This window comes from Methylophaga sp. (genome assembly GCF_009711715.1).
GTDB lineage: Bacteria > Pseudomonadota > Gammaproteobacteria > Nitrosococcales > Methylophagaceae > Methylophaga.
In genome coordinates this window covers 34309-48777 of the sequence record NZ_VENF01000004.1, presented here as the reverse complement: position 1 = coordinate 48777, position 14469 = coordinate 34309, and the positions used below count along the sequence as shown (strand labels likewise).

Below are 14469 nucleotides of genomic sequence, written 5' to 3'. Positions count from 1 at the left end.
TTAATGATGCTGTCCGGGGAATCGCTGCTGCCCCAGCAGTTTCTGCATCTCGCTGACCAGCTCTTCTTCCTGGTAAGGCTTACCGAGGTAAGCGTTGACACCAATTTCCAACGCACGCTCACGATGTTTCTGACCGGTGCGGGAGGTAATCATGATGATCGGCAGGTGACGGAATTGGGCATCGTTGCGGACAATAGAAGCAAATTCAAAGCCGTCCATACGCGGCATTTCCACATCCAGCAGAATGATGTCCGGTTTCTGCTCATGCAGTTGTGACAGTGCGTCAACCCCATCTCGGGCAGTTAACACTTCAAAGCCCAGCCTTTTTAACAGGTTGCCGGAAGCCTTGCGCATGGTAATTGAATCATCCACCACCATCGCAAGCGGTGGCTGTTCCTGGATCTGGGTCAGTTCACGCTCAAGATTAATTGCATCATTAGTGTCGAGATGGATATCACGCGAAGTATCGATCAGCGTCGGAATATCAAGAATAAAGACCACCCGTCCGTCGCCCAGGATCGTGGCGCCGTTAACGGCACTGATGGTGCCGAGCTGGCGGCCGACTGACTTAATGACGATTTCACGGTTGCTGATAATGCTGTCAACCAGCAGCGCGATCCGAATATCCCCGGAACGGAACAACAGCATCGGCAACTGATGTTTGAGATTAGCCGGCAGCGTTAAAGGTTTGTCCAGCAGTGAGGCGAGCGGGATGAAGTCATATTGCTCGCCGTGGAAATGATATTTGGGGTCATGCGTACCCAGCATCAGTTTGATATCACGCACACTGATCCGCTCACCGGCATTGACGCTGCCCAGCGGCACTGCATACTGTTCATCCTGCACTTTGACCAGCAGGGCCTGAATTACCGACAGTGTCAGTGGAAGACGAATAACAAATTGTGTGCCCTTGCCTCGCTGCGACTGGATGGTGAGGCGACCTTTGAGACTGCGAATCTCGTTGCTGACCACATCCATACCCACGCCGCGTCCGGAAAGCTGCGAAATATTATCAGCAGTGCTAAAGCCGGAGGTCAGGATTAACTGGATCAGCTCCTCTTCCGACGGTGTATCGTCGGCGCTGATGAGATTCAGATCCAAGGCTTTCTGGCGTATTTTATCGACATCAATACCACGACCATCGTCACTGATGGTCACAACCATTTCCGACCCTTCACGCAGGACTTGTAACTGCAACTGTCCCTGTTCCGGTTTGCCATTAGCAAGACGCACACCGGGAGATTCAATCCCATGCGCAATGGCATTACGCAAAATATGCTCCAGCGGCGCGACCAGGCGATCGAGAATGGTCCGATCCATTTCAAGCTCGGCGCCACGGATGCTGAAATCGGCTTTTTTGTCGAGCTCCGTGGCGGTTTGTCTGACAATCCGCTCCAGTCTCGGCACCACGCCTTTGAAAGGCAGCAAGCGTGTAGCCATCAGCCCTTCCTGCAAATCGGCATTGAGACGCGATTGTTGCAGCAGAATGGCGTCGGTTTCCTTAACCAGGATGTCCATTGAACGGCTGATATCATTAAGATCGATGACACTCTCAGTCAGGCCGCGTGAGAGTTGCTGGATTACCGAAAAGCGGTCCAGTTCCAGGGGATCGAAATCAGAATCCTGTTTCAGTCTTTCATCTTCATAACGGAACAGGATCTGGGTTTCTGTTTCAATTTCCAGCTTACGCAATTGATCATGGAGGCGGCTGACCGTCTCCTCCATCTCGCGCAGCTGCTGGCGTAAAGCCGTATGTTGCTGGGTGACACGATCACGGGAGATACTGACTTCGCCGGCAAAGTTAGTCAGGTAATCGAGAAGATCGGCACGCACCCGCACCTGTTCCACATGCTGCGAAGCAGGTTTAGCCGTGGGTACTTCGGTTTCAGTGGCGACCGATTCGGGCTCAGACTCGGGGATTCGGGTCAGGACTTTTTCCGGTTCCGGCAAAGGTCGGTCATCTATCTCCAGATCGGCACCCTCGGTGCGCCAGCTGATTTCCTTGATGAGTGAGAGGGCGGTCTGCAGCGGTTGGCGCTGTGCCAGTTGTTCCTGCATTTCGCTGAGTTTGTCCTGGCAGCGCTGCAGCAGGTCAAAGAAATCCTCATCGGCCGGGACTTTATGATCACTGACGGCAATGACTAACGTTTCCATCTGATGCGTCAGGTCAGCCATTGGGCTAATCCCGGTGAGTCGGGCTCCGCCTTTGAGTGTGTGCAGGTCGCGCTGCAACTGTAAGGAATCGACTTCACTATTGTTGTCGGCCTGCAAGGCCTTGATGGCCTGCCCGCTTGAGGTCAGCAGTTCTGATGCTTCCTCGCTGAAAGCCTCCAGCAGTTCAGGATCAACATCCTCCGGGATGAGGAACTCACTCTCATCCACATCCATATCCGGTGCGACATAGTGTGGTTCTGACTGGCTTGTAAGGTAGCTGTCGACCCGTGCAGCAAAATCGAAATCAGCGCTTTGCGGTTTGTTCTGCAACAGGTTTTCGATGTGCTGGTTGAGCTGTTCATAGCCGAGTTCGAGCAGATCATTGAGACCCGGTGCATCAGGTTGTTGCTGCTGGATCAGGCGTGACAGAGCAGCATAAACGTCAGCGATATGCTGTTGTTCCGCCTGTTGGGCGGCCTGTTCCAGATCATACAGGGTCCGGCCCAGTGCCTGAAGGTTGTCTTTGTCATCAGGTTGCTGCTGCCATTGCGCCAATTGCCGGGTATAACTATCCAGCAGCTCATCGGTCTCTTCAAGAAAGACCACCAGAAATTCGGGGTCGATCATTGGCGTTTCAGGCATTACCCCGGCCGGCTTGAGCTGGCTGACCGCGGCCGACAAGTCGCGGATATCCGGTTCAGGCTGATTGTCAGTAATACTGAGCAGCATTTGATCCAGTTGCTCGACGATATGAGCCAGTGCTTGCATCTGCTCACTATCAAGTACCACCTGCTGTGCATGAAGTTGTTTCATGACGGCATCAAGCTCTGTGGCAATCAGTCCCATCGGTTTAATACCGGCAATGTTGGCGCAGCCTTTCAGAGAGTGAACGGCTCTCAGAATGGGTTTGGTGACCTGGCGGGAAAAATCGATTTCTTCGAGTCCCTGCCTCAAATTGATAATATGCTGGGCGGCTTCGGCGGCAAAAATCAGCAGTAACTCATCGTCTTCTTCCTGCGCCACTTTGTCGGCTTCCACATGCGCATCGAGCATGGCGAGATAACGATCCACGCCGGTTTCCGGGCGTTGTTGCCGTGCCTGATTAATCAGATAACGATCGACCGAGGTCAGTGGTCTGAATATTGGAACGACCGGCGGTAGCGGCACAGTCTGAGCGGCGGCTGTCGATTTTTCTTCCGCCTTTTTCTGGCGCAGGTAACGGGCGACACCGGTTTCTCGTTGCCTCTGCTGAATATAGGCTTCTACACCGCTCAGTGATGTGGCTTTGGTGATGGCTTCGGCTTCAGTTTGTTCTGCTACAGCTGGTAAAACCGAGCTCTCTTCTGAATGCGACTGAATATATTGCTCGACCCCGGTCAGGGATTTTTCATTGTCGCTATCAGTGCTCGCAGCCGGTGTTTGAACTGCCGAATCAGCTTCCCTGTCGCGGATGTAACGCTCAACACCCGTGAGAAGTTCTGTATCAACCTCAAATGTTGAAGGGGAGCCGGTGACGTGCTTATCGCTGTCATCCAAGGTCCGCTGATAAGCCGAGACATCAAACTCCATTAGAGAAGGATCCGTCTCCGGTTCGATAATAATCAGTTCTTCATCCTGATCAACAAGCTCAAAGTCTTCTGCAGCTTCAGGCCAGTTCAGGGTATCGCTGTCTGAGGTGGCGGCCACTTCATCTCCGGGCGTAACGGCCGCAGAAGACTGGGCAGATAAACATTCGTCACTAAGTGCATGTAATGTTGCCACTTCAGCAGGAGCGCTGTTATCAGCGCGGGTGAAGCGCTGGATTAATGCCGGCATGATCCGGTGGGACTCTGCCGCCAGTTGCTTGACTTTATCACTGTCAGGACGCGTGCCGTCCATCACATGATTGAGTACTTGTTCCACCGCCCAGGCCAGCTCGCCGATGACCGTGGCACCGGCCATACGCCCACTACCTTTGAGGGTATGAAAATGACGGCGAATGTCACCGAGGACGTCGGGGTCGTCATTGCTCAGCCATTTCGGCATCAGGGCATTGAGTTCAGACAGAACTTCTTCCGCTTCCTCAATAAAGACCTCGGCTATTTCCGGATCAACATTTTCAGCAAATTGCCACGCCGCCATCGCTTCAGGTTGAGACACTGACGGCCTGTCCTCTGTCGCTTCCGTATCGGAGACTTGTTGCTGGGAAGCCGCCATGCTCAAATCTGCTGGCGCTGGCTCTGACTCTGATTCAAACAGCAAGGCGGTATCATCAGCGCTTAACAGGGAATCAAGCTCATCCAGAGCCGCGTCTTGTTCAGTATCGCTCACTTCAGTTGCTGAGACAGTGGTGGTTTCATCGCTTATCTCGGCCTGGTCAAAAGCAGACAGTATGTCTGCCGCGTCAGCAAGATAATTATTCTCGGGATGACCATGCTGACGAATGCCTTCCATGTAAATATCACAACAGGCGAGAATATCAGCGAGCCGGTTCAGCTGGGTGGGAGTAAAAGCCTGGTGGTTTTCACTGTGCTGATGAATCTTGTCGACAGTCTGCTGCAATATATCAGCGGCTTCCGGAAAGTTGAGCATCTCCAGGCTGCCGCTAATGAGCTGCAGTTGTTGCTCTGTCTCACCCAACTCATCCGGATGTCGCTGAGCCTGGCTCATTAAGGTCAAGGTTTCCTTGATATTGGCCATTTCCAGCAGACATTCGCTGATCACCGTTTCGCGCAGTTTGTCACTCACGTTGGCCTGGCTGGAGGACTGCAGGAATTGTTCAACCTGCAGCAGGGCGTCAGCCATTTCGGTTAGCAGCATCTCATCCGGACGCTGACCATCCTCGATTAGCGCCTGGATCCTTTCGGCCTGATGATGCAGCAGGTTGCTGGCTTCATATTCAGCCAGCAGCGCCAGGGTATCGGTCATGCTCTGCAGTTGCTGCAAGATGGCATCAAGCTGCGTGTTATCCAAATCCTGATCAGGATGGTAATGATCGATTTCTGTTTTCAGATCTTCAAGCTGTTCCAGCAGGGCAAGATGCGCATCACCGAGCGCGTTATCGCTCATGCCGTAGATTTTCTGCTTGTGATCAAAGAAATGCAGATGGAAAGTGGTTTTCAGCAAGGTCACCTGTGGACCATGGCTCTGGGCATGTGCCACAAAGCGCAGTAATCGGTTCACCAACTCAGTGGGAAAACTTTGCAATAATGCGGCTTCACTCTGTTCGCACTGGGTTTTAATCGGCATGACCAGTTTACCCAGCAACTGCTTGACGGATGCTTCAGCCTGCAAGCCTTTATGTTCCAGTGCTTCCAGCAGGGCCTCGGAAGCCCACCAGAGCAGGGTGGTTTTTTCTTCATGACAGGCCAGCCGTAGAAAATGAACAACACCACGCATTTTGCGCAGGCTTTCATCGTCCTGCTTGCGCAGCCAGTTAAGCAGCATGACCTGAAAAGCATGCCCCAGCTTATGCTTTTCAATCGCAATCGCCGGCAGCTTGCGGTGTGGATTAGGCGCGATACTGTCTGGCAGCGCCTGTGTCAGTACTGGTTTGAATAAGGCTTCCTCGGTGACAGGCTGAACATCACGAGCCAGACGCAGTTCATTGATGCTATCGAGCAGAGACAGGGGATGATCTTCAAATTCATCACTGAGCAGTTTGAGATAGTTTGGCAACAGCAGCAGTGACCGGACCAGGGCATCTTCCGCCTGGTCTTTGTTAGCGATTTTGTTGTCCCGCAGCGCCATCACGGTGTGCTGCATTTCATCAGCAAGCATGGAAGCTCCGCTGATATTGACCATATCCAGCGTGCCTTTGACCTGATACAAAGCCTCAATGCAGTCAGACAGGGTTTTGGCTTCACCCTCACCGTCAATAAAGCGGTTCATGGCATTCAAGGCATGAGTCAGTGACTGCTGCAGTTCGGTTTGCAGCCACATCAAAGCGTTGTAGTTGCCTTTGATTAATTGAGCCATGTTTGCTATCCGCCCCTTGCCTTATCTGACTTTACTGCGGCAGCTTGAAGCCGGAGACCGACTTGCGTAGTTCATTGGTGAGATCCAGCAGGCGTCCGATCGCTGCCGCACTCTCATTGGTGCCGGTCGATGTTTGCATGGTGATTTCCTGAATCACGTTCATGTTCTCAGAGGTGCTGACCGCCGCGGTGGCCTGCTGTTTGGCATTAGCGGTGATGTTATTGATGAGTTCCGCCAATTGCTGCGAAACTGCTTCGATTTGTTCCAGCGAAGTACCGGCGTCCTGTGACAGTTTGGCACCTGATACGACTTCGGACGTACTTTGTTCCATAGATGCAATCGCCTCGCTGGTGTCGCTCTGGATCGTTTTCACCAGCGCATCAATCTGCCGTGTCGCGTTACTGGAGCGTTCCGCAAGGCGCTGAACCTCATCCGCCACGACGGCAAAACCGCGACCGGCTTCACCGGCCATTGCTGCCTGAATGGCGGCATTCAATGACAGGATATTGGTTTGCTCGGCGATATCGTTAATCAACTCGACGATGTCACCGATCTGCTGCGAGCTTTCACCCAGACGCTTGATTCGCTTTGAGGTTTCCTGAATCTGTTCACGAATCGTGTCCATACCCCGGATCGCTTTCTTCACTGCCGTATTACCCTGCACCGCCAGTGATACTGACTGTTTAGCCACTTCCGAAGACTGGCTGGCGTTTTCAGATACCTGCTCGATGGAGCCGGCCATCTGGGTTATAGCTGAGCTGACTTCGGTGATCTGTTGTGCCTGATGTTCACTGGCATCGGTCAGATGCAGTGCTGTGGCCTGGGTTTCCTGCGCGGCGGAGGCAACCTGCAAAGTCGTGGAGTTTATCTGTTCGACCAGGCTGCGCAGGGCGTCGATGGTGTAGTTGACCGAGTCGGCGATCGCGCCGGTAATATCCTCGGTCACGGTCGCACTCACGGTCAGGTCACCATCGGCCAGGTCACCCATTTCGTCCAGCAGTCGCAGAATCGCATCCTGATTGTGACGGTTTTGTAATTCCATCTCGTCCATCGAGGTTTTCAGCGAGCGGATTGAGGGAAAACTCAGCCTGACCGCCATGACCAGCGTCAGAATAAAGGCGACGGCGACCACGATACTGATATGCAGGATATTGTCGTAGTAGGTCTGATACTGACCACTGGCTATCAGCCACAGGCCGCCCAGAGTAACGATGCTGAATACAATGACAAAAAGCAGGTTGAGCCAGTTTTGTCTGCGCATCAGGGAAGAGAAAAAAAGCTTGCTGGTGGATGTCATATACCTTAATCCTGATTTCAATAGTTAGGCGGCGGCATTGAGAAAACGGGGATCCGACACCAGATGTCTGAAACTGAACACCTGCCACTGGATGTCCTGCTGAAAGAGTGTTCCAGTCAGATAGGGGGCGAGTTCAGCGGCTTGATCTGCCTGCACTGGTTCAGGCTGTTGCTGAAAATGCTTCAGGCCAAACACTTCATCGACAGCAACACCGCTGACGATCTCGCTGTCGTTAATCACGATGATACGACTGCGTTTAGTGAGCTTGACCGGTTTATCATGCAGAAACAGGTTGAGATCAAACACCGGGAGTAATTCACCGCGCAGATTGACAATACCAAACACCCAGCGCTGGGATTTAGGTACCGGGGTAATTTGTTCCGGTACCGGGAAAACCTCGCGGGTTTCACCCAGTGGCGTGACAAAATATTGCTGGCCGATGCGAAAGCCAATCGCTGTCCAGCTCTGGCCTGCCATATCCTGTTGCCCGAGACCGGCTGCTTTTTGCTTACTGCGGCGCTCCATGTCATGCAGGAGCGAAATAATGTCTTCAGGCGTTTGCAGCAAGGTCATGGTTATGGCTGCCCCAACAATTCGTTGATCTGATGCATCAGATCCTGTTCGGTAACCGGTTTGCCGAGATAGCCCCTGGCACCCTGGCGGAGGCCCCACATTTTGTCGGTTTCCTGATTTTTCGAGGACACGATGACAATCGGAATATGGCTGGTTTGCGGATCTTTGGTCAGTTTGCGGGTGGCCTGAAAACCATTCAGATTGGGCATAACCACGTCCATCAGAATCAGGTCAGGCTTGTGTTGCTGAGTCTGACTGACAGCTTGTTCGCCATCCTCGGCAACGAGCACCTGGTGCCCATTTTTTTCCAGCATCTTTTGTAATACGTAGACTTCCGTCGGTGAGTCATCAGCAATCAGAATCCGTGCCATAAGCTATTCAGCGTCCTGGTGTTTTTCAAGCAAATGTTTGCGGATGGCACCGAGAAGGTCGTCTCTGGTAAAGGGTTTGGTGAGGTATTGCTCTGCACCAACGACACGTCCTTTTGCCCTGTCAAACAGGCCATCCTTACTGGAGAGCATGACGACGGGGATGTCCCTGAACTTGGGATTATTTTTCACCAAGGCACAGGTCTGGTATCCATCCAGACGAGGCATCATAATATCAATGAAGAGAATATCGGGATGATGGGCGCTGATAACAGGCAAGGCTTCAAAGCCATTATCAGCGGTGAGCACGTCACAGCCAGCTTTTTTCAATAAAGTTTCAGCTGTTCGACGAATGGTGTTGCTGTCATCAATCACCATGACCTTCAGGCCGGAAAATTCAGATTGGTTCTCGCTCACGGTCATGCATTACCTGATAAAGTCATCATTCTAATTCTTACAACTAGCCCTGAGGAACGAAGATAACCGATTTTTAATCCGCAGGCTAGTAATGTAAAAAAGCCTTTTTCCGTTGTGTCATGGCCTGAATTTAAACGATCAAGGAGTATGTATGACTTGAAAAATGCAAACTGTGTCCCATGTCACAGTATGGACAGCACTTTTATCGCAACCTGCAATCCCCAACAGCGAGATAGATTATGACCACTGGCGTTCCGCACCTGATTACCGCCCTTAACGGCCCTTTGCTGCAACTGGAATCCCATTTACTGGAGAGACAAACCCAGGTTGAAACCTGGTTGCGTGAACAGTGGCTGAAAACACCGTCTCCATTTTATGCTTCTGTGGATTTACGTAATGCCGGCTTTAAGCTTGCACCGGTAGACACCAATCTGTTCCCGGCCGGTTTCAACAACCTGAACCCTGCCTTTATCCCACTCTCAATCCAGGCAGCACAGTCCGCTGTCGAACGCGCTTGTCCCACTGCCAAACGGGTTTTGATCGTTGCCGAAAATCACACACGCAACCTGTTCTATCTGGAAAGCCTGGAAACCCTGCGGGATATTTTTCAGAAAGCCGGTCTGGAAGCTCGTATAGGCAGTCTGCGGGAAGATATTGCCGAGCCGGTGACCGTCGATTTACCATCCGGAAAACAATGTCTGCTGGAACCGCTGGTCAGAAAAGGCAACCGAGTGGCCGTGGGGGACTTCTCGCCTTGTCTGGTGCTGTTGAACAATGATCTTTCGGCTGGCAGACCGGCGATTCTGGAAGGGCTGGAGCAGGAAATCATGCCGCCATTGCATGCCGGCTGGTCGACCCGTAAAAAATCGAATCATTTCAGTCACTACAGTAATGTGGCCAAGGAATTTGCCCGGCAGATTGATATTGATCCATGGCTGATTTCGCCTATGACGCTGCAGTGTGGTGAGGTGAACTTCAAGGAAAAAGCCGGGCTTGAGTGTCTGGCGCGTAATATCGATAACCTGTTGATGTCGATACGCAGCAAATACCGTGAATATAATATCGATCGTGACCCCTTTGTCGTGGTGAAAGCGGATTCAGGCACCTATGGCATGGGCATCATGACTGTTAAAAGCCCGGATGATATTTATAATCTCAACCGCAAACAGCGCAACAAAATGTCATCGGCCAAAGAAGGGCTGGTGGTCGATAATGTGCTGGTTCAGGAAGGGGTCTATACTTTTGAAACGCTGGGTGAGGGACAGGCCGTAGCAGAGCCGGTTATTTACATGATGGACCATTTCGTTATCGGCGGTTTTTACCGGGTTCATACCGGCCGCGGTACCGATGAAAACCTGAATGCGCCGGGGATGCATTTCGAGCCGTTGGCCTTTGCTCAGTCCTGTATCACACCGGACCAGAACGAACAGCCGGACTCCGAGCCGAATCGCTTTTATGCCTATGGTGTGATTGCCAGACTGGCCTTGCTGGCAGCAGCGAGGGAACTGGCTTAAGCGTTATGCTCGCTCAGATAGGCGATCGTCATGGTCTGGTTATGCAACTGGCTGTGACTGTCGTCTTCACCGGAACAGATTTCGCCGTTGGAGTAAAATCCGGTGATGCCGGTCTGCATACCCAGCAGACGCTGAACTGCGAAGACTTCATCAGCAACCTGGGCTTCCATCACCAGCTTACGGCCGACACAGCTGACACAGATGGCTAAAGCTTTGTCGTTGATATTGACGTCTTTCTGCAGAATCTGACGTGCCGCTTCACTGGCCCCCATCACCAGACTGTCGTGATCGGACTTGAGGAAACGTACGGTGGCACCCTGGTCGATATTACCGGCAAAAGTCAGGCTGTTGTCTTTTTCATTGACTGAGAGCAGTGTACGAATCACATTAACGTTTTTCTCATCCATGATGGCAAACGGAAAATTGAGTCCGGATGCAGGGAGTTCATTGGCGTAATAGCCGATATACATTTTGTATAGTGGCAGCGCTGGCTTGTTATCCAGTTCATAAACCACGTTTTTGTTGGAACGGGTGATTTTCCGAGGCGGGCCGTAGGGTTTCCAGCCACCCAGTGCGCCACTGGTCACGATAGCATCTTCACCGTAGATCCCGACGGCGATGACTACCCGATCCTGAATCTTGTCGTTATTAATCAGTAATGTCTGTGCAAACTTGGCATCATCACCGGCAAGGCCACCGGTAATCGGGATGTTGGGCAGGACTTCCTGCAGGCCTTCAACCAGCTCAGAGCCATTCACATTCAGACCGTCGCTCAGTACGAATACACCTTTTAAATCATCCATTTTCAACTCACCGGCGATCTGAGCACCGAGCGCATGGGACTGTTCCATGCTGTTGACCGGTTTGGAGATAAAGCGCAGCGTGCTGCGTTCCCATTTCATCGCGGTGATATGAATGCTGTCGTCATAGACGCCGTCGCCGGTAATTTCTCCTGAGGTTGTGCAGCCGATGATTTGTGCATCGGGATAACGTTTTCTCAGATTTTTGGCGAAACCGCGTTCATTGAAACGGTTAACTGAACCGAAAACCAAGACCCAGTTTGCATCCGGCAAAGGTGAGGAGGAAGGCAGTTTGTTGATGCCCGTCTTGGTGGGAAGGTGTTCCTGTTCAAACTTCATGGGTGAGTGAATCTGGCTCCGTATAAGCGACGCATCCTGCGCCGGAACAAGTAGCGTTAATAAAGCATCGGTTGATACTACATCAGTTCAATCTCGATGGGGAAATGGTCCGCAATCAAAATTGTGATCTAGTTCACAATCTATCATGGGCCATAACAGTAAAAAGCCGCAATACTGTTTGCGGCTTTTTTACGGTGCTGCAGGCCTGACCAGACTTATTCAGCCAGTTTTTTCTTCAGGATTTCATTAACCTGTGCCGGATTGGCTTTGCCTTTTGAGGCTTTCATCACCTGACCGACAAAAAAGCCGAACACCTGTTCTTTGCCTTCTTTGAATTGCTGGACCTGATCCGGATTATTTGCCAGTACTTCATCGATCATGGCTTCAATAGCACCGGTATCGGTGACTTGTTTCAGCCCTTTTGCCTCAATGACGGCATCGGCATCTTTAGCTTCACCATTCCACAGGGCTTCAAATACCGTCTTGGCAATTTTGCCGGATATTGTATTGTCGCTGATGCGCTGAAGCACACCGGCCAGTTGTTCTGCACTGACCGGGGAGTCAGTGATATCCAGACCGGCTTTATTCAGCGCGCCGGACAATTCACCGGTGACCCAGTTGGCACATTGTTTCGGATCTTTAGCGTCAGTAGCGGCCAGCACGGCTTCATAGAAATCAGCTAACTCACGCGTGCTGGTCAGAATAGCGGCATCATAGGATGAAAGCCCCAGTTCGTTGATGAAGCGATCACGTTTTTCATTGGGCAGCTCCGGCAAAGTCGCGCGCACTGATTCAATGAGGTCCTTGTCGATCACCAGTGGCAGCAAGTCCGGATCAGGGAAGTAGCGGTAATCATTGGCTTCTTCCTTGCTGCGCATGGAACGGGTTTCGTCCTTATCCGCATTGTAGAGGCGGGTTTCCTGGATGACTTCGCCGCCGCCTTCGAGCACATCAATCTGGCGCTCAACTTCATAGTTGATAGCGCGTTCTACATTGCGGAAGGAGTTAATATTTTTCAGCTCGGCACGGGTACCGAACTTTTCCTGGCCTTTGGGACGAACCGAGACGTTGGCATCGCAACGGAAAGAGCCTTCCTGCATATTGCCGTCACAGATCTCCAGATAACGCACCAGCGAGTGGATTTTTTTCATATAGGCCACCGCTTCTTTAGCACTGCGCATATCCGGCTCGGAGACGATTTCCAGCAACGGGGTGCCGGCGCGGTTCAGATCGATCCCGGTCTGGCCATGGAAGTCTTCATGCAGGGATTTACCCGCATCCTCTTCCAGATGAGCACGGGTAATACCGATGATCTTTTCAGTGCCATCTTCCAGTTCGATGCTGAGTTCACCCTTGCCGACAACAGGCAATTCATACTGACTGATTTGGTAACCTTTGGGCAGGTCAGGGTAGAAGTAATTTTTCCGGGCAAACACGGAACGCTCGGCAATGTCGGCATCGACCGCGAGACCGAATTTAATCGCCATTTTCACTGCTTCTTCATTCAGAACCGGTAATACGCCCGGTAAACCGAGGTCGACGGCACAAGCTTGTGTGTTGGGGGCAGCGCCGTAGGCAGTGGCAGCACCCGAGAAAATCTTACTTTTGGTGGCGAGCTGGGCGTGAATTTCCAGCCCGATAACAACTTCCCATTCCATAATGACGGCCTGATTGTCAGTGTTAAAAAACGATGAATTGTAACAATATATGGCGACTGGCGCTGCTTCTAATTCGGCGCTAGCGCAAACTCAGGATCTGCCAGCCACGCTGCTGTGCTACCGCCTGCAGTTTCGGATCGGGATCGACGGCGACCGGGGTGTCGACCAGTTCCAGCAAAGGCAGATCATTGTGCGAGTCACTGTAAAAGATACTGTCATCGAGTACTTCATCCCGGCTTTGCAACCACTGGCGCAGACGTTCGACCTTGCCATGCTGAAAAGAGGGCTGTCCGACGACACGACCACTGAATCGGCCATTGATAATTTCCGGGTCAGTCGCGATCAGATTTTCAATGCCCATCATTTGCGCAATAGGGGTGGTCAGGAAGCTGTTGGTCGCGGTAATAATCAATAAAGTGTCGCCCTGTGAGCGATGTTTTTCCACCAGCGCGTCTGCGGCAGGCAGAAGGATCGGTTTAATCTTCTGTTCCAGATAGGCTTCACGCCAGCTTTCCAGGGTCTGCATATCGTGACTGGCCAGCGGTTTGAAAACAAACTCCAGAAACTCGTAGATATCGAGACTGCCTTCCAGATACTGCTGGTAATAATGTTCATTGGCCCGACGGTAAGCCTGTTCATCAACGATGCCGTTTTCACACAGATAGCGTCCCCATAAAAAGTCGCTGTCGCCGCCGAGCAGGGTGTTATCAAGGTCAAAAATTGCCAACGCCATGGTGATTAACCTGTCTCCGTTTTAATTCCAGTGAGCGCCTATTGTAAGCCAAAATGCGTTGCAACCTGACCGTCCTTTTAATAATCTAAGCTCTAATTGAGATTAACCTGCTGAGTTAAAAGACGCTCGGCCAGTCAGAGACTTTTGTCGTGATTGATAAAGATGGCTTCAGGCCAAATGTGGGGATCATACTCTGCAATGAAAACAATCAGGTGCTATGGGCACAGCGTGCGCAACATGATTCATGGCAATTTCCTCAGGGTGGCATAAAAGCCCACGAAAGCCCTGAGCAGGCAGCTTATCGTGAACTGATGGAAGAGGTCGGGCTGTCCCCGGAACATGTCGAGCTGCTGGCTTCGACTCGTGGTTGGCTGCGCTATCGTCTTCCCAAGCGTTATTTGCGCTACGGTAATAAACCTTTATGTATCGGCCAGAAACAGCGCTGGTTTCTGATGCGTTTTACCGGTGATGAAGGTGACGTACGCCTCGACTTGCATGAGAAGCCCGAATTTGATGATTGGCGCTGGGTCGATTACTGGACGCCGGTGGAAGAGATTGTGTTTTTCAAACGCCGGGTCTATGAAAAAGCCCTACACGAGTTTGCGCCGGTGCTTTTTCCGGAATACCGTCGCCGCCCTAACCGCCGTTAGACACAGCGA

General features: G+C 51.8%; 10 protein-coding genes. 2 read left to right on the top strand and 8 right to left on the bottom strand.

Annotated features, from left to right (window positions below; genetic code table 11):
- Genes FH755_RS02755 through FH755_RS02735 form a run of 5 tightly spaced genes read right to left on the bottom strand, consistent with a single transcriptional unit; the run spans window position 1 to window position 8727 of the window.
- Entirely contained in the window at window positions 1-6111 is a 6111-nt protein-coding gene (locus FH755_RS02755) for an Hpt domain-containing protein (protein WP_292438446.1), read from the bottom strand.
- 31 nt (window positions 6112-6142) lie between these two features.
- Window positions 6143-7408 (bottom strand): methyl-accepting chemotaxis protein, encoded by a 1266-nt coding sequence (locus FH755_RS02750; protein WP_292438444.1) that lies wholly within the window; start codon window positions 7406-7408, stop codon window positions 6143-6145.
- A gap of 24 nt (window positions 7409-7432) precedes the next feature.
- A complete protein-coding gene (locus FH755_RS02745; protein WP_292438442.1) occupies window positions 7433-7981 on the bottom strand; it encodes a chemotaxis protein CheW in 549 nt (182 codons plus the stop codon).
- A gap of 2 nt (window positions 7982-7983) precedes the next feature.
- Window positions 7984-8352 (bottom strand): twitching motility response regulator PilH, encoded by a 369-nt coding sequence (pilH, locus tag FH755_RS02740; protein WP_292438440.1) that lies wholly within the window; start codon window positions 8350-8352, stop codon window positions 7984-7986.
- 3 nt (window positions 8353-8355) lie between these two features.
- Window positions 8356-8727, bottom strand: coding sequence for a response regulator (locus FH755_RS02735; RefSeq protein ID WP_292438964.1), 372 nt, complete (start codon window positions 8725-8727; stop codon window positions 8356-8358).
- Window positions 8728-9005: 278 nt separating this feature from the next.
- Between FH755_RS02735 and gshA the strand changes: the two genes are divergently transcribed.
- Window positions 9006-10280 carry a glutamate--cysteine ligase gene (gene gshA / locus FH755_RS02730; protein ID WP_292438438.1) on the top strand — a complete coding sequence of 425 codons (1275 nt, stop codon included), beginning with the start codon at window positions 9006-9008 and terminating at the stop codon, window positions 10278-10280.
- On the opposite strand, the gene FH755_RS02725 is transcribed toward gshA, so the two are convergent.
- The 3 genes from FH755_RS02725 to FH755_RS02715 form a co-directional block, all read right to left on the bottom strand.
- Window positions 10277-11419, bottom strand: coding sequence for an FIST N-terminal domain-containing protein (locus FH755_RS02725; protein WP_292438435.1), 1143 nt, complete (start codon window positions 11417-11419; stop codon window positions 10277-10279). The two genes, gshA and FH755_RS02725, sit on opposite strands and share 4 nt — an antisense overlap.
- A 215-nt stretch (window positions 11420-11634) precedes the next feature.
- Complete coding sequence (gatB, locus tag FH755_RS02720) at window positions 11635-13077, bottom strand: Asp-tRNA(Asn)/Glu-tRNA(Gln) amidotransferase subunit GatB (RefSeq protein ID WP_292438432.1); 1443 nt, start codon at window positions 13075-13077, stop codon at window positions 11635-11637.
- A 79-nt stretch (window positions 13078-13156) separates the two neighbouring features.
- Window positions 13157-13810 (bottom strand): HAD family hydrolase, encoded by a 654-nt coding sequence (locus tag FH755_RS02715; RefSeq protein ID WP_292438431.1) that lies wholly within the window; start codon window positions 13808-13810, stop codon window positions 13157-13159.
- 149 nt (window positions 13811-13959) lie between these two features.
- Between FH755_RS02715 and FH755_RS02710 the strand changes: the two genes are divergently transcribed.
- Entirely contained in the window at window positions 13960-14460 is a 501-nt protein-coding gene (locus FH755_RS02710; protein ID WP_292438429.1) for an RNA pyrophosphohydrolase, read from the top strand.
- The last annotated feature ends 9 nt before the right edge of the window (window positions 14461-14469 follow it).